Source organism: Celeribacter sp. (assembly GCF_048270365.1).
Classification (GTDB): domain Bacteria; phylum Pseudomonadota; class Alphaproteobacteria; order Rhodobacterales; family Rhodobacteraceae; genus Celeribacter.
Genome location: NZ_JBLWTA010000006.1, coordinates 40,818 through 64,177 on the forward strand (window position 1 = coordinate 40,818; position 23,360 = coordinate 64,177).

Consider the following 23,360-nt stretch of genomic DNA (forward strand, 5'->3'; position numbering starts at 1 on the left):
CATGAACAAGAATTCCGCTGCGGCCATGGCCGCCCTGTCCCATCTGGACATCGAAGAAAACCCCGCCACCGTCCGCAACAAATCGCGCGACTTCTTTTGGTACTCGCCGGTCCTCAAGGCCGAGATGGACCACCTTCAGGCTGATTTCGTGGTCAACCCGACCTCCGAGGCCGAGGTGATCGAGGTCCTCAAGACCTGTTACGCCCATGACGTCCCCGTCACCTGTCGCGGCGGCGGCACCGGCAACTACGGTCAGGCCATGCCTTTGGCCGGCGGCTGTGTCATGCATCTGACAAAGATGAACAAGATCAAGGAGATCGGCGCGGGCTATGTCGTCGCCGAACCCGGCATCATCATCAAGGAGATGGACGCTGAGTTGAAACAAAAATCGGGTCAGGAACTGCGCATGTTCCCCTCGACCTATTCGCAGGCCTCGCTTGGCGGCTTTATCGCGGGTGGCTCCGGCGGCGTCGGATCGGCCAATTGGGGCGCCCTGCGTGATCTCGGCAATATCGACCGCCTGCGGGTGATCACCATGGAGGCCGAGCCCCGTGCGCTTGAGTTCACCGGCGAGGAACTGCACCGCGTCTCACATGCCTATGGCACCAACGGCATCATCACCGAGATCGAAATGCCGCTCGCCCCCGCCTATGAGTGGGTCGAGATGTTCGTGCGCTTTGACACCTTTCGCATGGCGACCGAATTCGCAGGTGCTTTGACCTCCGAGCCGGGCATTCTGATCAAGCTCGCCTCCGTCTACGCCGCCCCCATCGCGCATAAGTATTTTCAGCGTGTGAAGGCCCATGTCACCGAGAATGACCACCTCTGCGGCCTCATGGTCGCGCCGCACTCCATAGCGGGGTTCCAGACCCTTTTGGACCGCTATGAGGGCGCCGAGGTGATCTATCGTTCTGACAACGTGGAGTGGGATCGCCACCCCGGCCCGGTCTATGAATATGGCTGGAACCACACCACGCTGCGCGCGCTCAAATTCCAGAAAGACCTGACCTATCTTCAGGTCCGCTACGGCGGGGACATCGAAAAGGTCGTGCGCGCCTATGAGGCCTTCAAGGACGATCTCTACATGCACCTCGAAGTGATGCGCGAAGGCGCCGGGATTTCCTTTGCGGGCCTGCCGATTGTCTTCCCCAAAGACAAAGCGCAGCTCGACGATCTGGTCGCCAAACATGAGGCGATGGACTGCATGATCTTCAACCCGCATCGCTACACCTTGGAAGAAGGCGGGCGTCAGTCCACGGACAAACGCCAGCTCGATTTCAAACGCGAGGCGGACCCCAAAGGCCTCTTGAACCCCGGCAAAATGATCGCTTGGGACGAGCCGAATTTCGACTACGCGGAGATGTATTCCTACGCCAAGATAACGCCGAAACCGGAGACCACAGAATGAGTAAGGGCCGCGTTCTCGTCCTCTACGCCCACCCCTGCCCCGAGAGTTTCAACGCGGCGGTGCATGAGGTGGTCGTGGAGACGCTCACCAAATCCGGCTGGGAGGTCGACGATTGCGATCTCAACGTCGAGGGCTTTCAACCGGTGCTCACCATCGACGACCGGCGCGGTTATCACGACGAACCCGCCAATATCGAACCGGTGCGCGCCTATGTCGAACGGCTACAGGCCGCCGACGCGCTGGTCATGGTCTTCCCGGTGTGGAATTTCGGCTATCCGGCGATCCTCAAGGGCTTTCTCGACCGGATTTTCCTTCCCGGTGTGTCGTTCAAACTAAAAGACGGCAAGGTGCGTCCGGGGCTGACCAACATCAAGAAACTCTACGCCTGCACGACCTATGGCGGCACGCGGTGGCGCGCGATGATGAACGGCGATCCGCCCCGCAAATGCGTCACGCGGCCGGTGTGGTATGCCTGCGGCATGCCGAAGAAGAAATACATCGCGTGTTATGACATGAACCGCAACGAAGAGCCGAAACTCAAAGCGCATCTGGAACGGGTGCGGCGCGAGATGGAGGCGATGTGATGCAATTCATCCTCTGTTTGCCCGGCAACGCCGGGCTGCGCCTGCCTGCCCCCCGGCAGGCGCATTCTGCGCCCGCCCAGGCAGGCGCAGCCCTCAGCTCATTTGGACAGACCTCATGAAACGCGCCCTCGTCATCTATTGTCACCCGCGCGAGACCTCGTTTAACCGCGGCATTCGCGACCTCGTGGTCGCGCGCCTTGAAACCGCTGGCGTCGAGTATCGCCTGCGCGATCTCTACGCGGAGGGCTTCGATCCGGTGCTCTCCGCCCATGAGCATGAAATCTACGAAAACGTGCCGGAAAACCGCACCCTCGTGGACCGCGATTGCACGGACCTTGAATGGTGCGACAGCCTGATTTTCGTCTATCCGACTTGGTGGTACGGCTTGCCCGCCATGCTCAAGGGCTGGCTCGACCGCACCATGGTGTCAGGCGTGGCCTTCATCATGCCGCAAAAGGAAGGCGATGACATCAAACCCGGCCTGACCCACATCACCAAACTGGGCGTTTTCACCACCTGCGGCGCCTCGCGCTGGCTGACCTTCTTTGTCGGAGCACCCGGAAAACGCACGCTCATGCGCGGGCTTCGGGTGATCTTGGCCAAACGGTGCAAAACCGCCTTTGCGGCGCATTTCCTGATGGACAGTTCGACGCCCGAGAGTCGCGCCAAACATCTGATACGGGTGCAAAAGCGACTGGATAAATTGATCGCCGCGCCTGCGCCGAAGGAGGGATAAATGGACATTCCCGTTCTCGACTGGAGCCGCTTTGCCACAGGCGCAGACGTCGATGGCTTTGTGCAGGACCTCGGGAAGGCCAGCCGCGACACCGGGTTTTTCCTCGTGTCGAACCACGGCATCCCCGAGGATTTGGTCAAAGATGTCTTTGCCAAGGGCGACGCATTTTTCGCGCTGCCCGTCTCGGAAAAATCCAAAATCGACATCCGGGGCAACCCGCACAACCGGGGCTGGGCCTGTCAGGGGTCTGAGGCCTTGGATGAAACCTCCGGCCAGATGGACCGCAAAGAGGCCTTTAACGTCGGTTTCGACCTGCCCGCGGATGACCCGCGTGTCCTCAAAGGTGAGCCGTTTCGTGGCGTGAATGTCTGGCCGGAGGTGCCCGGCTTCCGCGACACAATGCTCGATTACTACGACGCCGTGTTGCACCTCTCGGTCGCGCTGCACCGCGCGTTCGAGATGGATTTGAACCTGCCCGAGGGCTACTTCCCACCGCATTTCACTGAACCCATGGCGACGCTGCGCGTGCTCTCCTACCCGGCGGCGCCCGACGGAGACGGCATCGGCGCAGGTGCGCATACGGATTACGGATCTGTGACGCTCTTGATGACCGATGGCGTCGGAGGCCTACAAGTCAAACCGCGTGGCGGCGACTGGATCGACGTGCCGCATGTGCCGGGGGCTTACGTGGTCAACATCGGCGACTGCCTGATGCGTTGGTCGAATGACATTTATGTCTCGACCCCGCACCGGGTGTTGCCTCCCAAAACCGCCCGCCGCTCCATCGCCTTTTTCCTCGATCCGAACCCCGACAGCGTGATCACCGCCCTGCCGGGCACGGGCGCGGCCAAATACCCCGCCGTCACCGGCGCCGATTATCTGCGGTCGCGATTGGACGCGACCTACACACCTAAGGACATCACATGAGACGTTTCGACTGGGCGGAGTTCCGCACCACTGAGTTCAAGGACTTCGATCCCGAGAAAACCATCGTCATCCTGCCCACGGCGGCCGTGGAACAGCATGGCCCCCACCTGCCCGTGGGCGTCGACACCTACATCAACGAGGGCATGCTGGCGCGGCTTCGCGCCACCTGCCCCGAGGACGTGGACATCCTGATCCTGCCGGTACAGGCGGTGGGCAAATCGAACGAACACATCCACGCCAAGGGCACGCTGACCTACACGGCCAAAACCGCGCTCGACGCCTGGACCGAGATCGGGCTGTCTGTCGCCCGCGCGGGCCTCAAGAAAATGGTGATCGTCAATTCCCATGGCGGCAATCTCGACCTGATCTCCATTCTGGGCCGCGAGCTGCGGGTGCAGGCGGGCATGATGGTCGTGAAATGCCAATGGGGCAATTTCGGCAAACCGGAGGGCATGTATTCCGCGCAGGAAAACAGCTACGGCATCCATGGCGGCGATCTTGAGACCTCCTTGATGCTGCATTTCAAACCGCATCTGGTGGATATGGAGAAGGCCGAGGATTTCCGCTCGACGGCGGAGACCGCACCGATTTCTCCGATTGGTCCGGTGAATTTGGCTTGGGTGTCGAAGGATCTGAACCCGAAAGGCACGGTGGGCGAGGCGCATCTGGCGACGGCTGAAAAAGGCGCCGCGACCTGTGCGCATCAGGTGGCGGGGTTTGTCGAGATGCTGAAAGAGCTTCGGGACTTGTCGACCGAAGGCTATGCGCGGACGATTCCAGAGTGAAGAGCCGTGTGATCGCCTGACCGGGGGCTGATGACCCAGCTTTGCGACGGAGCACTTTATGCCAGCAAGGTCCGGGCAAAGTCCGACCGAGGGTCTGAAGATCGCAAATCACCTGCCCGCCGGACGGTCAGGTGATCACGCGGCGGCCTTTGGCCTTGTTCCGCGTGAAGAAAAAGGGGGCCCATTGGCCCCCTTTCCTATTCCTCCACTTCAGGCGCGCTGATCCCGCCGAATGCCCCACCAAAGGCCGAGGGGCTTTCGGGTTTCGGAGCCGCCGGAGCGGCTGGTGTCCCGACGCCCCCAAAGGCCCCGCCAAAGGCACTGTCCGGTTTCGGCACGGTCACGCCCTGCTCCGCCTCCTGCGCTTCGATCCTCGCCCGTTGCTCGGCCCGCAGCTCTTCCTGACGATCCAGCTTCTCCTGCAACACAGCAGCCTCACAGACCGAGCTGTCATATTGCGAGCCTGCATATGTGATCCCGCCGATCACCGTCACGAGGATCGCGAAAACCACGCTGGGATGGGTCAAAGTACGGGTCACCGGATTGGCATAAAGCGGTGAGCGGGACAGGCGGCCCCGGACTTCGGCCTCTTTTCGGCGCTGATAGGCCTCGTTGGTGAGCGCGCCCACCAGCGTCAGCGTGATGATGATCACCGCCAAGGCCGACAAGGACGGGTCCGTGCCGTGGCGCACTTTGGACGCCAAGGCCGTGGTGAAGGTACTCTCCGAGAGAACCGTAAAGACCGTGGTGTTGTAGTTCTCGAAGGAGGCCAAAAGCGTGATGAACGCCGCCGAGCCAATGGCGGGCGCCATGAAGGGCAAGAGGATTTTGCGAAACGCCTGCCCCGGTGTGGCGCCGAGATCAAGCGCGGCTTCGGTCTGGGTCGCGTCAAAGCGTTGCAGTCGCGCGATGAACACCAACATGGCATAGGCCGAGACAAAGGTGATCTGGCCCACGATGGTCAGGAAATACCCGTTATACAAGAACCCCGCGCCCGTGCCCCGCGTGATCTGGCCCCAAAGCACGATGGTCGAAATCCCCAAGACGACGCCGGGGATCAGGATCGGCAGGATCAAGACCGTGTACAGCATCGAGCGCAGCTTTGCAGGCAGTTCGGACAAGGCCAAAGCCCCCGCCAGCCCGATGGGCACGGCTAAGGCCACCACACCCACCCCGATGATCACAGAGTTCATCAAGCCTTCCATCAACCGCGCATTGCCGAACAACTCGCCAAACCAGCCGGTGGTGAAACACTCCCAAGGCGCCACACGCGGAAAGCGCGAGGAGTTGAAGGCCGTCGTCGCCATGATGACCAGCGGCCCGAAGAGAAAGGAGAAAAACGCAAGCGCATAGGCGCCGCCGAAAAGCGTATGCCTGTTCATTTGCCAATCTCCCCGACGGAAACCTTAAACACCCGCATCATCAGCAAAACGAAACTGATACAGGTCACCAACAGGACAACGGCATAGGCCGAGCCTCTGGGCCAGTTGGAGGACTCGTTAAACCACTGATAGATGAGCTGCGTGAACCACAAAGACGACGGCCCGCCCAAAATCTGCGGCGCGGCCAGTGCCCCTGCGGTCAGCATAAAGACCATGGTCGCCCCCGAGACAATGCCGGGTTTCGCCATCGGCAGGACCACCCGCCAATGCACCCGCCAGAGAGGCGCGCCCATGTCGCGGGCGGCTTCGACCTGGGTGTGATCCAGCGCCTCAATGGCGTTGTACATCGGAAAAACCATCAACAGGATATAGGCGTAGGCAAGGCCACAATAGAGCGCCACATCGGCGCGGATGAAATCCACCGGCGCGTCCCACAGCCCCATTTGCATGCCCCAAGTGTTGACCACACCCGTGGAGCCAAAGAGCACACGAAAGGCAAAAGCGCGCAGAATCTCATTGATCCAATAGGGAATGATCAGCCCGATCACCATGAGCCGCGCGGCCACACCTTTGGCGCCATGCGCGAGGATATAGGCGATGGGATAGCAGATGATCACATCAATCATCGTCACGATCAGCGCCGCAATGAGCGTGCGGATCAGGATCGTGATGTCGAGCGTGTTGATCGAACCGTCACTGTTGAAGAAAAAGCTGCGATATTGCTCCAGCGTGTAGTGATCCGCCTCTGTGCCGAGCTGATCGACCGGCAGGTTGAAGCGGAAGGAATAATCCAGCATCGACAGCTGCGGCAGGGTGATGAAGACGACAACCCAAAGCGTCACCGCGATGGCGATAAAAAGCGCCGCGCCCATGCCGTGTTTGGCGAGCAAGGTGGTGTAGGCGAGTTTGACCTGTTTCATGATTCACTCGCGATATGCCCGACGGGAAGGATGGTGCCGTTCATCGGCGCGAAGCCCAGAGACAGGCTTTCGCCCTGCCCCGGCAAGCTGCCTGCGAGACCTGCGTTGACCATAGAGATGCGCAATTCGGTATCGCTTGCTTTTGCGAAGATGTGGTTGGTCGCACCTTCGAATTCCTGCCGCGTGAGCGTGGCGTGAAAGGCGTTCTCTGTCGCGCCGGGGATCATCTGCTCGGGGCGCACAAACAAAAGCGCCTCGTCACCCGCTTTGTATTTGCGCCCACCGCCGACGCGCGCCTCAAAGGTGCCCATCGGGGTCTCAAGCGCGGCGGTCTCGCCCGACTGCCCCTTAATGACGCCCTGCAACACGTTGTTTTCGCCTACGAAAGAGGCCACAAAAGCAGAGCGAGGCCGATTATAGATGCGGTCCGGCTCGCCCACCTGTTCGATCACCCCCCGGCTCATCACGGCGACACGGTCGGACATGGTCAAAGCCTCGCCTTGGTCGTGGGTGATGTAGATGAAGGTCACTCCAACCTGCTTTTGAATGGCGCGCAGCTCCGTGCGCATGTGCTGGCGCAGTTTGAGATCGAGCGCCGACAAAGGCTCGTCCAAGAGCAAAATATCCGGCTCAACGGCCAGCGCGCGGGCAATCGCCACGCGCTGCTTCTGGCCACCGGAGAGTTCCGAGACCTTCTTGTCCCCGATCCCCGGCAGGGCGATCATGTCCAACAATTCGTCCGCCTTTTTGCGCCGCTCTTTCTTGGAGACGCCCCGCACTTCCAACGGAAAAGCGATATTCTCCGCCACAGTCATCAATGGAAACAGCGCCAGATGTTGGAAAATCAACGCGGTCGGACGTTTGTTCGGCCCCACGCCTGCCATATCCTTGCCCCCGATCAAAACCTTGCCCTCGGTCGGCTCGGAAAAGCCGGAAATACAGCGCAGCATCGTGGTTTTGCCGCACCCCGAAGGCCCGAGAAAGGAAAAGAATTCGCCGGAATTGATTTTCAGATTGGCATTGTCGACGGCGGTGAAATTGCCAAAGCGGATGGAAACGTGATCGAGGAGGACGGAACGGTCTGGGGTCTGGTCGGAGGTCTGGTCGGGCATGTTGCCTCTCTTATGAATTGAAGGTGAAAAGGCCCCGCGCATGTCCGCACGGGGCCTGATCGTGGAGTTACGCGGAGAGGAATTTATTGGTGAATTCGGTGCGCATTTCCGAATACCACGGCGCCTCTGCCGGCCAGGCGTTGAGGTTGCCCAAAGCCTCACCCGGATAGGCGTCGGCGAAGTTTTTGGCATAGATCTCACCGCCAAAGGCATCCGCACCCAGTACGGGCGAGTTGTAGCCATGAGTCTTGATCGCCTCACCGGCCCATTCGGGGTTGTAGCAGGCCTCGATGAAGGCATAGGCCTGTTCGATATTGGTCGCCCCCGTCGGCATCGCCATGCCATCGACCCAAGCCATCGCGCCCTCGACCGGCGCACGGTACATCACCGGCTCGCCTTCGTTTTTCAGCGCGATCGGCGGACCGTCCCAAGTCTGGCCGACGATGACGCCCTCGTTCAAAAGACCGTTCTTCTGAGTGTCGGCATCGTTCCAGATCAGCTTGATATTGCCTTTCTTTTCAATCGCGTGCTCGATCAAAATGGTCCAGACCTCGGTCATCTTCTCGGGCGTCTCATAGGCCGCCCACATCGAGCCCGGCTCCATCATCCCGAGGCGTTCCATGCCAAGGCCAAGGCCCAACAACATAGAATGGCCGCGCCCCATGGTTTTGCCCGCGTTGGCGTCGTCCCAGATGTCGTAATAGGACGGGAACTCGCCCGCAGGTGTGAACATATCGGTGCGCCACGCGACGCCTTCCGTGCCCCAGATATGCGGCACCCAAAACGTGCCTTCATCGCCGAAGTTCCAGTGTTTTTCGCCCAGAGCCATCGCCGGGTTGACCTTTTCAATGGCGATTTTCGTCATGTCGAAGGGCTGCAACAGGCCCAGCTCCGCCCACAAAAGGTTGCGGTTGACGGTCGGTGAGACGATGTCGAATCCTTCGCCTCCCGTGGCTTTGAGTTTGTTGATGATCTCCTCGTTGGAACCAATGCCGGTGAAGTTCAGCTTGATGCCGGTCGAGCCCTCGAACGCCGTCACGAAGCTTTCCGGCAGGTAATCGGACCACATCATCACGTTGATCTCGCCCGAAGACGCAAGTGCAGACCGGCTCACGATGGCGGGCGCCGCGAGGCCGCCCATGAGGGTAGCGGTGCCTTTGAGAAAGCTGCGGCGCTTGAGACCGGTTTTGGTGCGGCTGTTGGTTTTGAATGTCGTCATGTCACTCCCCGTGAACGTTTTGCCGTGAACTTTTTGTTATGCGGCGGTCTTCTGGCCCGAAACGGATCAGAGACCGCTCTGGCAAAAGCCTAGGAGGGCCGCTTCTGCTCAATTTAGAGCCAGAAGGGGCAAACTATAGGACCAGAGGCGCTTTCCCCTCTGGACGGCACCACGCTGCACAATAGAGTGGCGTTGACGCAAGGAGAGCGCCCGCCACACTGGCAGGAGCGAAACGGGCCGGAGGCCCCTGAGCGAAAGAGACAGAGGATGCTGGACCGCTATTTTGAACAGGGCTTTGACCAAAGCGCCTCGCTTCAGCATCAGATTCAGGAGCGCCTCATTCAGGCCATTCTCGACGGCGCGCTCTCGCCTGTCGATCCACTTCCCTCATCGCGCGAATTTGCCAAGACCCTCAAGGTCTCGCGCAACACGATCTCGATTGTCTACGACCGGCTGCATCAGGACGGGTTCATCACCGCAAAACCCCGGCGCGGCTATTTTATCGACGAGAATTTCGTCCGCGAAAAACTCAACGTCGCGCCCCCGCGCCGTCAAAGTTCTGGCGGCACGCCCCCCGATTTCAACCGCTTTCTGCCGCGCCGGTTTTCCGACCAGATGAACATCGACAAGCGCAAAGACTGGCGACACTTCCCCTACCCGTTTCTCTATGGTCAGGTCGGACGCGACGAGGTCTCTGTCGCGCGTTGGCGCGATTGCCTGCGCCGGGCGGGCACGACGCGCCATGTCGGCACCTGGGCAGACGACCGGGTCGACGCCGACGATCCGCTTTTGCTCGACCAGATTTCGCGCCGCATCCTGCCCCAGCGCGGCTTTCGCGCCGAACCCGATGAATTGCTGATCACCGTGGGCGCGCAAAACGCGATCTGGATGGTCGCCAACCTGTTTCTGGCGCCCGGGCGCAGCATTGTCATCGAGGACCCCGGCTATGTCGATGCGCGCAACATCTTTGCCGCCCAAGGCGCCCGCGTCGTGCCCGTCCCGGTGGATCGCAAGGGCTTGAAACCCGGCCCGGACTTGGCCGAGGCGGATATGGTATACCTGACGCCGGGGCACCAGAGCCCGACCAATATCACCATGCCGATGGAACGCCGCCTGGCCATTCTGGAGGCCGCCGCCGCACAGGATTTCCTCATCATTGAGGACGATTACGAGCATGAGCTAAACTTTGTCGGCGCCCAGCACCCGACGCTCAAGGCGCTCGATGCCACGGGGCGGGTGATCCATATCGGCTCGCTGACGAAACCGCTGTTTCCCGGCATCCGACTGGGGTTCATTGCCGCCGACCGCGAGGTGATCCGCGAGCTGCGTCACCTGCGTCGGCTGATGTATCGCCACCCTTCGGCTCTGGCACAACGCGCCATGGCGCTGTTTCTCTCGGAGGGCCATTACGACGCCCACATCCGACGGCATCGGCGCGGGATGGCCGAGAAATGGCGCGAAATGCTGCGCGAGATCGACCGGCAATTGCCCGGTTGCGAGGTGACCATGACCACCGGCGGCTCGGGCGTCTGGATCACCCTGCCCGAAGGCGTCGAGGCGGGATTGGTCAAGGAACAGGCCGAGGCGCGCGGCGTTCTGGTCGAGGACGGCACGCCGCATTACCTGCGGGCAGATGCACCGCGCAACCGGCTGCGGCTCGGTTTCGGCGCGATTGACTTTGACAAGATCGCGCCGGGGATTGCGGAGTTGCGGGGCGTGATTGAGGGGCTGGCATCTTAGTGAGGCGATCACGCGGCGGCGCAGAGCGCCTAGATCCCGCGTGAATTTTAATCCATTGCAATGACAATCGTCTTCGAGCGCGTGAAATGCGCCAGCATCGCCTCCAGCGACGCCTCCTTGCCCAAACCAGACCGCCCAAATCCACCATAGGAGACGTTGGGCTGAATTGTCAGGTTCTGGTTCACCTGCACATAGCCCGCGTTGAGCCGCGACGTGGCATCCAAAGCGCGCGACAGGTTTTGGGTCCACACAGTCGCGGCAAGCCCATAGCGGCTGTCGTTGGCTTTCGCGATCACATCCTCATAGTCGGACCATTTTTGAATGACCGCGACAGGGCCGAAAATCTCGTTCTGTACGCAAGGATGATCCTCGGGCAAATCGAGCAAAAGTGTCGGCAGGGCAAAGAGGTCGGGGGTCAGATCGGCGCCTTCGGGCAGCGTGCCGCAGCGGATCACACGCGCGCCCTCTGTGCCCGCGGCTTGCGCCACATAGCCTGCGACAATGGCGGCCTGTTTGGCGTTGATGATCGTCCCGATGTCGGTCGCCTCATCCAGCGGATCGCCGATTTTGAGGGTATTCAGTTCTTTGACCAAAGCCGCGAGGAAGTCCTCATAGAGACTCTCATGTACATAGATGCGCGAGGACGCCGTACAGCTTTGCCCCTGCCGCGTGAAGCGCATGCCCGAAATGGCCCCCGCCACCGCCTTGTCCAGATGGGCGTCGTCGCAAACGATCATCGGAGATTTTCCGCCCAATTCCAAAGACACCGGCACGATGCGCGCGGCCCCCGCTTTGTAGACGGTTTCGCCCACGGCCTCCGAGCCGGTGAAGGTGATTTTGGCGACATCCGCATGTGCGCTCAGCGCTGCGCCGCACTCTGCGCCGGTGCCGTTGATCACATTCAAAACGCCGTCAGGCAGGAATTGCATGAGGATCTCGGCGGCCAGAAATGTGGCGAAAGGTGCCTCCTCAGACGCCTTCACCACCACCGTATTGCCCGCCACCAGCGCAGGTGCGATCTTCAGCATCATCAACACCAAGGGCACGTTCCACGGCACGATGGCCGCGACCACGCCCAGAGGTTCACAGGTGGTCATGGTCAGCATGCGCGGGTTGAAGGGGATGGTTTCGCCCTTGAGCTCGGAGCCTAATCCGCCATAGAATTCAAGGATATCTGCGGCGGTCTTCACCTCGCCCCTGCATTCCGTGCGGATCGCTTTTCCTGTCTCACGGGCAAGAACCTGCGCCACAATCTCGAAATGCTCCAAGAGTGCCCGTCCACCGGCGGCCACCGCCTTGCCGCGTTCGCGCGCGGGCGTTGCGGCCCAGCCCGGACCGGCCGCTTTCGCCGCCGCAACCGCCGCCTCGGTCTCCGCTACACCGGAAGCCGCCGCCTGGCCCAAAACCGCGCCCGTCGCCGGGTTCAACACGTCGAGGCCCCGATCCACGGAGACCCGCGCGCCGCCCACGAGGTTGAGGTTGCGATAGGCGGCAATTGCGGCCACGGCGTCGGCGGGAGGGGTGAAATTATATGTCATACCCCTTTCCTCGCCGCAAAAACGGCGACGGCAAAGGTGCCAGTGAATGGAAAAAATGAGTCCAGATAGTCACTGCCATTGATCTGCCCTTATAATTGCTTTTGACTGAGATTATGACCGCTCGCGCACGCCTGCTTTGTCAGGTCAAGAATGGAGTTCCCCCAATGCATGACAATGATCTCTCCGCCATCGTCGAGGCCGACCGCGCCCACGTCTGGCACCATATGTTCCAGCACCAGCTGTTGGACAGCCGTGATCCGCGGATCATTGTCGAGGGCAAGGGCATGTCCGTTTGGGACCAGAACGGGCGCGAATTTCTGGATGCGGTTTCCGGCGGTGTCTGGACGGTGAATGTCGGCTATGGCCGCGAACGGATCGCCAATGCGGTGCGCGATCAGCTGATCAAGATGAACTATTTCGCAGGCTCAGCGGGCTCTGTTCCCGGTGCGAAATTTGCCGAGATTCTGACCGCGAAAACGCCGGGTCTTTCGCGTATGTATTACTGCAATTCCGGCTCGGAAGCCAATGAAAAGGCTTTCAAAATGGTGCGTCAGATTTCTGCGCAGCGCTATGGCGGCAAGAAATCGAAAATCCTCTACCGCGACCGCGATTACCACGGCACCACCGTGGCCACTCTGTCCGCTTGCGGCCAGCAACAACGCGCCACGCATTACGGCCCCTTCGTGCCGGATTTCGTCGAGGTGCCGCATTGCCTTGAGTACCGCAAACAGTGGGACGTCGAGAATTATGGCGAACGCGCCGCTGAGGCCATCGAAGAGGTGATCCTGCGCGAAGGCCCGGACACCGTGGGGGCGCTTTGCCTTGAGCCGGTGACGGCGGGTGGTGGCGTGATCGTGCCCCCGCAAGGTTACTGGGAGAAGGTGCAGGAGATCTGCACAAAATACGACATCCTCTTGCACATCGACGAGGTTGTCTGTGGCATGGGGCGCACGGGCGAGTGGTTCGGCTATCAGAACTACGGCATCAAACCGGATTTCGTGACCACCGCGAAAGGCGTCGCCTCCGGCTATGCCGCCATCGCCGTGATGCTGACCACCGACGAGGTGTTCGGCATGTTCAAAGACAACGCCGACGACCCGCTGAATTATTTCCGCGACATCTCGACTTTTGGCGGCTGCACCGGCGGGCCTGCGGCGGCGATCGAGAACGTGGCGATCATCGAGGAAGAGGGCCTTTTGGACAACACCAAGGTGATGGGCCAGCGCATGATGGACGGGCTCGACGCGCTGATGGACAAACATGCGCTCATCGGCAACACCCGCGGCCTTGGCCTGTTCTGCGGCGCCGAACTGGTGGCGGATCGCGAGACGAAAGAGCCGCTCAATGAAAAGCTGGTGCAGGCGGTCGTGGCCGAATGCGACAAGCAGGGCGTGATCATCGGCGCGACCAACCGGTCTGTGCCGGGCTTCAACAACACGCTGTGCTTCTCGCCGGCCTTGATCTCGAAAGCCGATGACATCGACCGCATTCTGGACGCGGTGGACAATGGTCTGACGACCGTTGCGGCGGCGATGCAAGACACTCGCGCAATAGGTTGATAAATATGGATTATGCCCCGTCGATCAGCGGGGCATTTTCTGTTTCAAGCAACCCACTTTCTTCCTTAAGACCGGTGCCGGTCAGCCCGCGCTCAAGTGCTGCGCGGGTGAGCCATGCGATCTTAGCGGCGGCTTGATCATAGCTCATGCCGCCTTTGCCGTGAATGTTCGACAGGCAGTTGCGCTGGCTGTCTTTTGTGCCGGGTTTCGGGCCGTAGGTCAGATAAGCGCCGAGGCTGTCGGCCACCGTGAGGCCGGGACGTTCGCCGACCAGAAGCACCACGAGACGCGCGCCCAAAGCTGCGCCGATCTCGTCCCCGATGGCGACACGGGCTTGGGTGACAATCGTGACGGGGCCAAGGGTGAGGCCGTCGAGTTTGGCGCTGGCGGCATGCACGACAGCCGCGGCATGGGCCTGTACCGCCGCCGAGGAGAGGCCGTCGGCAATGACGAAGGCCACGTCGCAGGGCGGTCTGGCGTTGAGTTTCTCCGCCTCAGCCACACCGAGTTTGCGACCAAGGTCCGGGCGGCGCAGGTAACTCGCACGATCCATCGCTGCGGAGGTGACGCGGATCACCTCGAAGGGTGCAAGCTCCGCCTCCAGAGTCGCCACATCCAATGCCGAATGCACCGCATCACGGGCACGGGCATGGGCGAATTGGAACTCGAGATTGGCCCCGGTCGGCAGCCCGGCCCCAGAGCGTCCCAAACCGATCCGCGCGGGCGTAGCGGCGCGGAGCTTGGCCCATTTGTCTTTGACGACATCACTCATTGCGCCGCCTCCAAAAGTCGGGCGGTGGCGAGGGTATTTTCCATTAACTGACCTGAGTCAGATATTAATCCCATCGCCTCCAACCAGGCCTCAAACTCCGGCGCCGCTTTAAGGCCCAAAGAGTTACGCAGATAGGCGATGTCGTGAAAAGACAGGCTCTGGTAATTCAGCATGATGTCATCGGCGCCCGGCACCCCGATCAGGAATTGCGCGCGGGCGTTGGCCAAGAGCGTCATCAAGACGTCCATGTCGTTCTGATCGGCCTCGGCGTGGTTCGTATAACAGACGTCGCACCCCATCGGCAGTCCGAGAAGTTTGCCGCAAAACACATCTTCGAGACCGGCGCGGATGATCTCCTTGCCGTCATAGAGGTACTCAGGCCCGATGAAACCCACCACCGTGTTGACGATCAACGGATCATAGGCGCGACAGACGGCATAGGCGCGCGCCTCCAGCGTCTGTTGGTCGATGCCATGATGCGCTTCGGCAGACAAGGCACTGCCCTGCCCGGTTTCGAAATACATCACGTTCTGGCCGACCGTGCCCCGGTTCAGAGACAATGCCGCCTCATGGGCCTCTTTCAGCATCGCAAGCGTCACGCCAAACCCCTCATTCGCGGCCTCAGTGCCCGCGACGGATTGGAACACCAAATCCAAAGGCGCACCGCGTTCGATGATCGCGATGGAGTTGGTGACATGGGTCAGCACGCAGCTTTGCGTGGGAATGTCGTATCGGCGGCGCAGGTCATCGAGCATCGACAACAACGTCATCGCGGTCGGGATATTGTCGGTCGCCGGGTTGATGCCGATCACCGCATCCCCCACCGCATAGGACAGCCCGTCGAGCGTCGAGGCAACGATACCTTTCAGGTCATCCGCCGGGTGGTTCGGTTGCAGGCGCGAGCCGATACGACCTTCAAGGCCCAGCGTGCTGCGAAAGGCGGTCACGACGGTAATTTTGCGCGCCACAGCAATGAGGTCACGGTTGCGCATGAGTTTTGACACGGCGGCGGCCATTTCGGGCATCAGCCCCGGGGCGAGCGCCTTAAGTGCGGCAGGCGTGGCGGCATCTGAGAGCAGCCAATCGCGGAACTGGCCGACGGTCATATGTGACACGATTGCAAAGGCTTCGGCGTCGTGACTGTCGACAATCAGACGCGTGACCTCGTCATCTTCATAGGGGATCAACAGCTCTGCGAGGAAGGCTTTCAAAGGCAGATCGGCCAGCATCATTTGCGCCGCCACACGCGCCACATCACTCTCGGCAATCAGCCCGGCCAAAGCATCGCCAGACCGCGCGGGCGTGGCCTTGGCCATGACCTCCGCGAGGGTTTTGAACCGAAAGTTTTCGCCGCCAAGCGTGCAGGAATAGGCGCTCATGTCGTGTCTCGTCTCTGTCGTCCGTCACGAGACCTTACCGCGCGAGACGGCAAAGGCCCGCGATTTCGACAGATGGGCCGACACGTAGCCCCGCCTGCCTCATTTTCAGTCAGAGACGCCCAAGTTTTTCGCACCGCAGCCGTGGAGAAACAGCGAAATCGCTAGATCGCGGCGCTGCGCCATTTCTTCCGGCGAGGGATCGCACTCGACGCACAGCAACAGCCGCGGCACCGGGTCCTCGAAGGTCAAATTGACCAACATTTCCGCAGCAAGCGCGGCAGAGTCGGGGGCAAGTTCGATCTCGCCAGCCTTGCTTGCGCGGGCCAGCTCTTCGGAGACATGGCCGATCAACCGCCCTCGCCCGTTCTCAAGCAATTGCCGCGACAGCGTCGGATAGGTCTGCGCCCGCGCAATCAGGGTGCGAAGGAATTCCAGCTTGCTGTTCTCGGCCCCCGGCGGCTTGTTCAGGGTCAGCAAAATCTGCAACCGCTCCGTCAGCGAACGCCCCTCATCCTCGGTGCGGAGCGGGCGAAAAATCCGCTCCCCCATGCGCGAAATGACACTTCCCAACAGGGCTTCGTGGCTTTCGAAATGTTCATAAAGCGTGCGCTTCGACATGCCCGCACGACGAGCAATGGCCGCCATGGTGACATGATCGAACCCACCTTCGGTCAACAACGAGCTGGCGGCTTCGAGAATACGCTCCTCGCGCGCCGCCATATCCATTTGCACCGGACGCCCACGACGCCGCGCGGCGGGGCCACCACCGCAAAAGCTCTCAGTTGCCTGTTTTTTTGTCATCTGCAGCACCCCACACCCTATTGAGCGGTGGCGCACAGCGACAAGCTATGGCACCGCTTTACAAAACTATCGGGTTTCTTTAATCGAAATTCAAGCACAACTCGTAAAATCACATGTGACGCACGTTTGACATACAAAAATGTCATAGAATTCGCTGGCCCCTGCGCCCGCATCCCTTCCCCCGGTCCATCAAAGACCGGGCTGTTTTCGTCGGAGACCCTCATGCACAGCCGTTTTTCACCCTCTTTGCGCCGGGCCCTGCCCGCTCTCGCCCTCACGCAGGTGCTCGCACTGGCCGCCCCGGCGCTGGCTCAGGACGCGCCCCCGCCGAGCCCCGTGACCGTCGTCACGCTGGAGGCCAAGGATGTGACACTGTCGGCACCGCTGCCGGGCCGTGTTGCGGCCTCGTCTGAGGCCGAAGTGCGCCCGCAGGTCAGCGGCATCATCCAGTCGCGCCTGTTCCGCGAGGGCAGCACGGTTTCCGAGGGCGATCCGCTCTATCAAATCGATGCGGCCACCTATGAGGCACAAAAAGCCGTCGCAGAGGCCAGCCTCGCACAGGCGAAAGCGGCGCTGAAATCGGCGGAGATCGAATACAACCGTCAAGAAGAGCTGCGCACCCGCAACGTGGTCGCACAGCAGAACCTCGACAGCGCCATCGCCGCCCGCGATTCCGCCGCAGCCGCCGTGAAAGTGGCCGAAGCCAATCTTCTGTCCGCTGAGATCGATCTGGACCGCACGCAAATTCGCGCGCCGATCTCTGGCGTCACCGGCTTTAGTGAAATCACACAGGGCGCGCTGGTGACCGCCGGTCAGGCCAGTGCCCTGACGACGATCCGGGCGCTCGACCCGATCTATGTGGACGTGACCCAAGCGGCCGCAGACATTCTGCGTTGGCGCCGGAGCGGCTCTGACATTGATACGGTCGAAGAATATGACCAAAGCGTTTCCCTGACTCTGTCCGATGGGGAGACCTATGAATACAGCGGCGAACTTTCCGCCGCCGAACCCTATGTCAACGAGGACACCGGCACGACCGTGTTGCGCCTGTCCTTCCCGAACCCGGAGCATTTCCTGTTGCCGGGCATGTATGTGCAGGTCGAGATGCCGCAGGGCGTTGTGCCCAATGCCGTGCTGGTGCCACAAGAAGCCGTCAGCCGCGATCGCCGCGGCCGTCCGATGGCTTTGGTGGTGAATGCCGAGAATGTGGTCGAACAACGCATTCTGGATGTGGAAAACGACCAAGGCGCGAATTGGGTTGTCACCGGCGGTGTCAGCGCAGGAGACCGGGTCATTGTGACCGGTCTGCAAAAAGCCGCTCCGGGCGCCACCGTAGCCCCGCAAGAACAAAGCGCTGACGCGCCGGTCGCACCCGAGGCAGCCATGGATGCCGCCGACGCGCCCGAAGCCAGCGAATAACCCGATAAGGACCTGATAATATGGCTCGTTTTTTCATCGACCGCCCGGTCTTTGCCTGGGTGATTTCTATCTTGATCATGGGGATCGGCGTCTTGTCGATCTTCACCCTGCCCGTGGCGCAATATCCGCAGATCGCACCGCCCTCCGTGTCCGTCAACGCCACCTATCCGGGGGCGTCGGCGGAAACCGTGGCGAACACCGTGACCCAAATCATCGAACAACAGATGACGGGTCTCGATGGCATGCGCTACATGTCCTCCAGCTCGACCTCCTCTGGCTCGGCCTCGATCACGCTGACCTTTGAGACCGGCACCGACCCGGACATCGCGCAGGTGCAGGTGCAGAACAAACTGTCACAGGCCACAGCTTTGCTGCCCGATGCGGTGCAACGTCAGGGTGTGACGGTGCAGAAATCCTCCGCCGGCTTCCTCATGGTGATCGGGGTGATTTCCGAGGACGGCAGCATGGATCAGTCCGACCTCTCGGACTATCTGAACTCCAACCTCGTGGATGCCTTCAGCCGGATCGAAGGCGTGGGTGGCACACAGGTGTTTGGCGCGAAATACGCCATGCGCATCTGGCTCGATCCGTCGAAACTTGCCGCGTTTGACATGACGCCGACGGATGTGACCGGTGCAATCTCCGGCTATAACGCACAGATTTCCGCTGGCTCTTTCGGCTCCATGCCGTCGCCTGACGGTCAGGCCTTTACCGCCACGATCACGGCGCAGTCCCTCTTGGAGACCCCGGAAGATTTCCGCAACATCATCCTGCGCTCGGAACAGGGCGGCGGGCTTGTGCTGCTCGAAGATGTGGCCCGTGTCGAAGTCGGCGCGGAGAACTACATGACCATCGCGGAATATAACGGCAAACCGGCCTCCGGCATGGCGATCCAGCTGGCACCGGGCGCCAACGCGCTCGACACTTCACACCGTGTGCGCGAGATGGTCGAGGAATATGCCGAATATTTCCCCGAGGGCATGACCTATGTGATCCCTTACGACACCACACCCTTCATCGAGATCTCGATTCACGAGGTGCAGAAAACCCTGATCGAAGCCATCATCCTGGTGTTCTTCGTGATGCTTCTGTTCCTGCAAAACCTGCGCGCGACGCTCATTCCGACGCTCGCCGTGCCGGTCGTGATCCTCGGCACCTTCGCGATCCTCTCGGCCTTCGGGTTCTCGATCAACGTCCTTACGATGCTCGCCATGGTGCTGGCCATCGGTCTGTTGGTCGATGACGCCATCGTGGTGGTGGAAAACGTCGAACGCATCATGGAAGAAGAGGGCCTCGGGCCCCGTGAAGCGACCAAGAAATCCATGGGCCAGATCACCGGCGCATTGGTCGGCATCGCACTTGTGCTTTCCGCCGTGTTCGTGCCCATGGCCTTCTTCGGCGGCTCCACCGGCGTGATCTATCGCCAGTTCTCGATCACCATCGTCTCCGCGATGATGCTCTCCGTGCTGGTGGCCTTGACGCTGACGCCCGCGCTCTGTGCGACGCTTCTGCGCGGCAAGGACGTGCATCACACGGCGCGCGGCCCGTTCGGCTGGTTCAACAAGGCCTTCGACAAGCTCTCCGGCGGCTACGGCGGTACGGTCGGCTACATCATCCGCCGTCCGCTGCGCATGGTGGCGGTCTATGCCCTCATGGGCGGTGGCATCGTCTGGCTGTTCATGCAGACCCCCACGGGCTTTTTGCCCGATGAGGATCAGGGCATCATGATGACGCTCGTGCAGGGCCCGTCGGGCTCGACCGCAGAGAACACTCAGGCCGCCACCGATCAGCTCCGCGACTATTTCCTCTCCGCCGAGAGCGACAATGTGGACTCGGTCTTCTCCGTCGTCGGCTTCTCCTTCGCCGGTGTGGGACAAAACAACGGCCTCGCCTTTGTGCGTCTCAAGGACTGGGAGGAACGCCCCGAAGCGCAGCAATCCGTGCAAGCCATGGCGGGTCGTGCCTTCCCGGCGATGATGGGCATCCAAGAAGCCATGGCCTTCCCCATCGTGCCGCCTGCGGTGATCGAACTGGGCAACGTCTCGGGCTTTGACTTCTATCTTCAGGCCCCGGCCGGTCAGAGCCACGAACAGCTTTTGGACGCCCGCAACCAGCTTTTGGGCATGGCCACACAAAGCCCGCTGATCGCCTCTGTGCGCCCCTCGGGTCTTGAGGATGCGACCCAGTTCAAACTGGACATCGACTGGCGTGCGGCAGGTGCCATGGGGGTTGATCCCTCCGAGGTCGGCAACACCTTGTCGATCGCGATGGCTGGCTCCTACGTCAACGACTTCAACGACCAGGGCCGCACCAAGCGCGTCTATGTGCAGGGTGAGGCCGAGTCCCGGGCGACCCCGAGTGACTTGCAGAAATGGCGGGTCCGCAACAGCTCCGGCGAGTTGGTGCCGTTCTCGAACTTCACCTCCGAGCGCTGGATCTACGGTCCGCAGGGTCTGAACCGCTACAACGGCACGCCGTCGATGCAGATTCAGGGCTCCCCTGCCCCGGGCGTCTCCACCGGCGAAGCCATGGCCGAAATCGAGAGCCTCGTGGCGCAAATCCCCGGCAACTTTTCGGTCGCCTGGACCGGCCTGTCGCTCGAGGAACGTGAATCCGGCTCGCAGGCGCCAATGCTCTACATGCTCTCACTGGCTGCGATCTTCTTCTGTCTCGCGGCGCTTTATGAAAGCTGGGCGATCCCCTTCTCCGTCATGCTCGCCATGCCGGTGGGGATCTTGGGCACGCTCTTCACCGCCTGGCATTTCGGCTTCCAGAACGGTGTGTTCTTCCAAGTGGGTCTTTTGACCGTGATCGGTCTGACCGGCAAGAACGCCATTCTGATCGTCGAGTTCGCAAAAGAACAGGTTGAGGCCGGGCATGATCTACTTGAGTCTGTGCTGACCGCCGCGAAACAGCGTTTCCGCCCGATCGTCATGACCTCCATGGCCTTCTCCTTGGGCGTTGTGCCGCTGGTTCTGTCCACGGGCGCAGGCGCCGGTGGCCGGATGGCCGTGGGCGCAGCCGTGCTCGGCGGCACCATCACCGGCACGGTTCTGGGCATCCTTTTCGTGCCGCTGTTCTTTGTGATCATCACCAAGATCTTCGGCAGCAAAAAGAAACTGGCCTGATCCGCACCACAAAACAACAAAAGGCCGGGCACAATGCCCGGCCTTTTTCGTTTCTGATCCTGTGCTTATTGGCGTTTCAAAAACCGCTCAAAGGCTTTGAGCGATTGTTCCGAGACGTGATGTTCGATCCCTTCGGCATCAAGCTCCGCCACGTCCTCGGGCACGCCCACCGCCCTCAAAAGCGCCACCACGGTGCGGTGCCGCGTCCGCACCCGGTCGGCCAGCTCTGCGCCCTCTTCGGTCAGGAAGACGCCGCGGTAAGGCCGCGCGGTGGCAAAGCCGTCGCGTTTGAGCCGCGCAATCGCCTTGGTCGCGGTCGGTTGCGCCACGCCCATGCGTTCGGCGATGTCCGCCACCCGCGCCTCGCCCAGCTCCGCGATCAGATCGCCGATCATCTCGACGTAATCCTCGATGAGGGCCACGGATTGCGCCTCCCGCGCGCGGGCAAAGCGATCCGCCTGATCCATGTCTGTCATCGCCTCTCCCCTTTTGCTGCACTTGCGAAAACTTCGATTGATTTTAATATAGCATAGGCTATATATCATCCATTAGGCAATAGATGTGAGTCCGATGCAAAACTCCACACGGCACCCCACAAGCCGCCAAGACCTGACGCGCAGAACCCAAAACGGCATCACCGCCGTCCTCACCGGACAACGCCACGGCTGGCGCAGCCGTCTGCTTTTTGCCGGTCCTGCGATCATCGCCTCTGTCGCCTATATGGACCCCGGCAATTACGCGACGAACATTCAGGCCGGCGCGGGGTATGGCTATACGCTTCTGTGGATCGTGCTCCTCGCCAACCTCATCGCCATGCTGTTTCAGGCGCTCTCTGCGCGGCTTGGCATCGTCACCGGCAAGAACCTCGCCGAGCTGTCCCGCGATCACCTGCCCCGGCCTCTGGTCTGGGTGATGTGGGCGGTGAGCGAGGTGGCCGCGATGGCCACCGATCTCGCGGAATTTCTGGGGGGAGCGATTGGTTTGGCGCTATTGTTCAACCTGCCGCTGATCATCGGCATGGGGATCACCGCGATTGTGACCTATGGCATCCTGATTTTCGAGGGCCGCGGGTTTCGTCCGATGGAGTTGATCATCGGCGCCATGGTCGGTCTCATTGGCCTCTGTTATCTCGCCGAAATTCTCATCGCCCCCATCGATTGGGGCGCCACGGCGACCGGTCTTGTGACGCCCAATCTGCCCGATGCGGCGGCGCTGACCATCGCCGTTGGCATCATCGGTGCGACCGTGATGCCCCACGCGATCTACCTGCACTCCGGCCTGACGCAATCGCGCGCCGTAATGCGGGACGACAATGACCGGCGGCGCGTGTTGAGCTATTCCAACACTGAGGTGGTACTGGCCCTTGCCGTTGCTGGCATGGTCAATATGGCCATGGTGATGATGGCCGCCAGCGCCTTTCACCAAGGCCATTCCGAGGTGGCCGAGATCGAGACCGCCTACCATACGCTCACGCCGCTTTTGGGCGCCGCCGCCGCCGCGATTTTCCTGACCTCGCTGATTGCTTCGGGCATTTCTTCGTCGGTGGTGGGCACCATGGCCGGTCAGATGATCATGCAAGGCTTCCTGCACATCCGCATCCCGATCTGGCTTCGACGTCTGATCACCATGGTCCCCGCCTTTGCCGTGGTCGCCATGGGGGTGAACGCCACCGAAGCTTTGGTGATGTCGCAGGTCGTGCTCTCCATCGCCCTACCCGTGCCGATGCTGGCGCTCTTGTATTTCTCGGCGCGTCGCGACGTGATGGGCGCGTTTCGGATCGGGCCGGTGTTGCGCGTGCTGGCCGTCTTGGGCGCCTGCGCGGTTTTGGGCCTCAACTTCGTGTTGTTGGCCGAGACCTTTGGCCTGCCCATTCCCTTCCTCGCAAATTAAAAAAGGCCGGGACGATCCCCGGCCTTCAATCCTTCTCTGTCGCTCACATCAGGTGATCACA

The 23,360-nt window shown here is 61.1% G+C and carries 19 protein-coding genes; 10 read left to right on the forward strand and 9 right to left on the reverse strand.

Annotation, left to right across the window (positions count from 1 at the left end):
- Window position 1 precedes the first annotated feature (1 nt).
- From ACN0X0_RS09840 to ACN0X0_RS09860, 5 genes are all read left to right on the forward strand, one after another.
- A complete protein-coding gene (locus ACN0X0_RS09840) occupies window positions 2-1,408 on the forward strand; it encodes an FAD-binding oxidoreductase (RefSeq protein ID WP_417279012.1) in 1,407 nt (468 codons plus the stop codon).
- Window positions 1,405-1,992: an NAD(P)H-dependent oxidoreductase gene (locus ACN0X0_RS09845; RefSeq protein WP_417263970.1), complete on the forward strand. Its 588-nt coding sequence runs from the start codon at window positions 1,405-1,407 to the stop codon at window positions 1,990-1,992. The genes ACN0X0_RS09840 and ACN0X0_RS09845 overlap by 4 nt, the downstream gene beginning before the upstream one ends.
- A 115-nt stretch (window positions 1,993-2,107) precedes the next feature.
- Complete coding sequence (locus tag ACN0X0_RS09850) at window positions 2,108-2,728, forward strand: NAD(P)H-dependent oxidoreductase (RefSeq protein ID WP_417279013.1); 621 nt, start codon at window positions 2,108-2,110, stop codon at window positions 2,726-2,728.
- Window positions 2,729-3,655, forward strand: a complete 927-nt coding sequence (locus ACN0X0_RS09855; RefSeq protein WP_417279014.1) for an isopenicillin N synthase family dioxygenase — start codon at window positions 2,729-2,731, stop codon at window positions 3,653-3,655. It abuts the gene before it with no gap.
- Entirely contained in the window at window positions 3,652-4,440 is a 789-nt protein-coding gene (locus tag ACN0X0_RS09860; RefSeq protein ID WP_417279015.1) for a creatininase family protein, read from the forward strand. Before ACN0X0_RS09855 ends, ACN0X0_RS09860 begins: the two co-directional genes overlap by 4 nt.
- A 197-nt stretch (window positions 4,441-4,637) precedes the next feature.
- Here the strand turns inward: ACN0X0_RS09860 and ACN0X0_RS09865 are convergent, their stop codons facing one another.
- The 4 genes from ACN0X0_RS09865 to ACN0X0_RS09880 form a co-directional block, all read right to left on the reverse strand.
- Window positions 4,638-5,822 carry an ABC transporter permease gene (locus tag ACN0X0_RS09865; RefSeq protein WP_417279016.1) on the reverse strand — a complete coding sequence of 395 codons (1,185 nt, stop codon included), beginning with the start codon at window positions 5,820-5,822 and terminating at the stop codon, window positions 4,638-4,640.
- Window positions 5,819-6,742, reverse strand: coding sequence for an ABC transporter permease (locus ACN0X0_RS09870; RefSeq protein ID WP_417279017.1), 924 nt, complete (start codon window positions 6,740-6,742; stop codon window positions 5,819-5,821). The genes ACN0X0_RS09865 and ACN0X0_RS09870 overlap by 4 nt, the downstream gene beginning before the upstream one ends.
- Window positions 6,739-7,854 carry an ABC transporter ATP-binding protein gene (locus ACN0X0_RS09875; protein ID WP_417279018.1) on the reverse strand — a complete coding sequence of 372 codons (1,116 nt, stop codon included), beginning with the start codon at window positions 7,852-7,854 and terminating at the stop codon, window positions 6,739-6,741. Before ACN0X0_RS09875 ends, ACN0X0_RS09870 begins: the two co-directional genes overlap by 4 nt.
- Before the next feature lie 67 nt (window positions 7,855-7,921).
- The gene (locus ACN0X0_RS09880) at window positions 7,922-9,073 is read right to left on the reverse strand and encodes an extracellular solute-binding protein (protein ID WP_417279019.1); all 1,152 of its coding nucleotides are present in this window, start codon (window positions 9,071-9,073) and stop codon (window positions 7,922-7,924) included.
- Window positions 9,074-9,340: 267 nt separating this feature from the next.
- Between ACN0X0_RS09880 and ACN0X0_RS09885 the strand changes: the two genes are divergently transcribed.
- Window positions 9,341-10,813, forward strand: a complete 1,473-nt coding sequence (locus ACN0X0_RS09885; RefSeq protein ID WP_417279020.1) for a PLP-dependent aminotransferase family protein — start codon at window positions 9,341-9,343, stop codon at window positions 10,811-10,813.
- 47 nt (window positions 10,814-10,860) lie between these two features.
- Here ACN0X0_RS09885 and ACN0X0_RS09890 read toward each other — a convergent pair whose 3' ends face one another.
- Window positions 10,861-12,351, reverse strand: coding sequence for an aldehyde dehydrogenase family protein (locus ACN0X0_RS09890; RefSeq protein WP_417279021.1), 1,491 nt, complete (start codon window positions 12,349-12,351; stop codon window positions 10,861-10,863).
- A gap of 164 nt (window positions 12,352-12,515) precedes the next feature.
- Here ACN0X0_RS09890 and ACN0X0_RS09895 point away from each other — a divergent pair, with 164 nt between their 5' ends.
- Window positions 12,516-13,910 carry an aspartate aminotransferase family protein gene (locus ACN0X0_RS09895; protein ID WP_417279022.1) on the forward strand — a complete coding sequence of 465 codons (1,395 nt, stop codon included), beginning with the start codon at window positions 12,516-12,518 and terminating at the stop codon, window positions 13,908-13,910.
- Window positions 13,911-13,920: 10 nt separating this feature from the next.
- Here ACN0X0_RS09895 and eutC read toward each other — a convergent pair whose 3' ends face one another.
- The 3 genes from eutC to ACN0X0_RS09910 all read right to left on the reverse strand — a co-directional run bounded on the left by eutC (window position 13,921) and on the right by ACN0X0_RS09910 (window position 16,862).
- On the reverse strand, window positions 13,921-14,682 hold the full coding sequence (gene eutC / locus ACN0X0_RS09900; protein ID WP_417279023.1) for an ethanolamine ammonia-lyase subunit EutC: 762 nt from the start codon (window positions 14,680-14,682) through the stop codon (window positions 13,921-13,923).
- Window positions 14,679-16,061 (reverse strand): ethanolamine ammonia-lyase subunit EutB, encoded by a 1,383-nt coding sequence (locus ACN0X0_RS09905; protein WP_417279024.1) that lies wholly within the window; start codon window positions 16,059-16,061, stop codon window positions 14,679-14,681. The genes eutC and ACN0X0_RS09905 overlap by 4 nt, the downstream gene beginning before the upstream one ends.
- Before the next feature lie 105 nt (window positions 16,062-16,166).
- Window positions 16,167-16,862, reverse strand: a complete 696-nt coding sequence (locus tag ACN0X0_RS09910) for a TetR/AcrR family transcriptional regulator (RefSeq protein WP_417279025.1) — start codon at window positions 16,860-16,862, stop codon at window positions 16,167-16,169.
- Window positions 16,863-17,084: 222 nt separating this feature from the next.
- Between ACN0X0_RS09910 and ACN0X0_RS09915 the strand changes: the two genes are divergently transcribed.
- Together ACN0X0_RS09915 and ACN0X0_RS09920 are read left to right on the forward strand one after the other, a co-directional pair.
- Window positions 17,085-18,281 carry an efflux RND transporter periplasmic adaptor subunit gene (locus ACN0X0_RS09915; RefSeq protein ID WP_417263956.1) on the forward strand — a complete coding sequence of 399 codons (1,197 nt, stop codon included), beginning with the start codon at window positions 17,085-17,087 and terminating at the stop codon, window positions 18,279-18,281.
- 20 nt (window positions 18,282-18,301) lie between these two features.
- Window positions 18,302-21,409, forward strand: coding sequence for an efflux RND transporter permease subunit (locus ACN0X0_RS09920; RefSeq protein WP_417279026.1), 3,108 nt, complete (start codon window positions 18,302-18,304; stop codon window positions 21,407-21,409).
- Between the two features lie 65 nt (window positions 21,410-21,474).
- Here ACN0X0_RS09920 and mntR read toward each other — a convergent pair whose 3' ends face one another.
- The gene (mntR, locus tag ACN0X0_RS09925; RefSeq protein ID WP_417279027.1) at window positions 21,475-21,885 is read right to left on the reverse strand and encodes a manganese-binding transcriptional regulator MntR; all 411 of its coding nucleotides are present in this window, start codon (window positions 21,883-21,885) and stop codon (window positions 21,475-21,477) included.
- 94 nt (window positions 21,886-21,979) lie between these two features.
- Here mntR and ACN0X0_RS09930 point away from each other — a divergent pair, with 94 nt between their 5' ends.
- Window positions 21,980-23,299 (forward strand): Nramp family divalent metal transporter, encoded by a 1,320-nt coding sequence (locus tag ACN0X0_RS09930; RefSeq protein WP_417279028.1) that lies wholly within the window; start codon window positions 21,980-21,982, stop codon window positions 23,297-23,299.
- The last annotated feature ends 61 nt before the right edge of the window (window positions 23,300-23,360 follow it).

Bases quoted from the DNA above. Each gene is read 5' to 3' on its own strand.
- eutC (WP_417279023.1), bottom strand. From the start codon at position 14,682: ATGAGTGATGTCGTCAAAGACAAATGGGCCAAGCTCCGCGCCGCTACG.
- ACN0X0_RS09840 (WP_417279012.1), top strand. From the start codon at position 2: ATGAACAAGAATTCCGCTGCGGCCATGGCCGCCCTGTCCCATCTGGAC.
- ACN0X0_RS09915 (WP_417263956.1), top strand. From the start codon at position 17,085: ATGCACAGCCGTTTTTCACCCTCTTTGCGCCGGGCCCTGCCCGCTCTC.
- ACN0X0_RS09850 (WP_417279013.1), top strand. From the start codon at position 2,108: ATGAAACGCGCCCTCGTCATCTATTGTCACCCGCGCGAGACCTCGTTT.
- ACN0X0_RS09910 (WP_417279025.1), bottom strand. From the start codon at position 16,862: ATGACAAAAAAACAGGCAACTGAGAGCTTTTGCGGTGGTGGCCCCGCC.
- ACN0X0_RS09905 (WP_417279024.1), bottom strand. From the start codon at position 16,061: ATGAGCGCCTATTCCTGCACGCTTGGCGGCGAAAACTTTCGGTTCAAA.
- ACN0X0_RS09930 (WP_417279028.1), top strand. From the start codon at position 21,980: ATGCAAAACTCCACACGGCACCCCACAAGCCGCCAAGACCTGACGCGC.
- ACN0X0_RS09890 (WP_417279021.1), bottom strand. From the start codon at position 12,351: ATGACATATAATTTCACCCCTCCCGCCGACGCCGTGGCCGCAATTGCC.
- ACN0X0_RS09855 (WP_417279014.1), top strand. From the start codon at position 2,729: ATGGACATTCCCGTTCTCGACTGGAGCCGCTTTGCCACAGGCGCAGAC.
- ACN0X0_RS09860 (WP_417279015.1), top strand. From the start codon at position 3,652: ATGAGACGTTTCGACTGGGCGGAGTTCCGCACCACTGAGTTCAAGGAC.
- mntR (WP_417279027.1), bottom strand. From the start codon at position 21,885: ATGACAGACATGGATCAGGCGGATCGCTTTGCCCGCGCGCGGGAGGCG.
- ACN0X0_RS09895 (WP_417279022.1), top strand. From the start codon at position 12,516: ATGCATGACAATGATCTCTCCGCCATCGTCGAGGCCGACCGCGCCCAC.
- ACN0X0_RS09870 (WP_417279017.1), bottom strand. From the start codon at position 6,742: ATGAAACAGGTCAAACTCGCCTACACCACCTTGCTCGCCAAACACGGC.
- ACN0X0_RS09845 (WP_417263970.1), top strand. From the start codon at position 1,405: ATGAGTAAGGGCCGCGTTCTCGTCCTCTACGCCCACCCCTGCCCCGAG.
- ACN0X0_RS09880 (WP_417279019.1), bottom strand. From the start codon at position 9,073: ATGACGACATTCAAAACCAACAGCCGCACCAAAACCGGTCTCAAGCGC.
- ACN0X0_RS09875 (WP_417279018.1), bottom strand. From the start codon at position 7,854: ATGCCCGACCAGACCTCCGACCAGACCCCAGACCGTTCCGTCCTCCTC.
- ACN0X0_RS09885 (WP_417279020.1), top strand. From the start codon at position 9,341: ATGCTGGACCGCTATTTTGAACAGGGCTTTGACCAAAGCGCCTCGCTT.
- ACN0X0_RS09865 (WP_417279016.1), bottom strand. From the start codon at position 5,822: ATGAACAGGCATACGCTTTTCGGCGGCGCCTATGCGCTTGCGTTTTTC.
- ACN0X0_RS09920 (WP_417279026.1), top strand. From the start codon at position 18,302: ATGGCTCGTTTTTTCATCGACCGCCCGGTCTTTGCCTGGGTGATTTCT.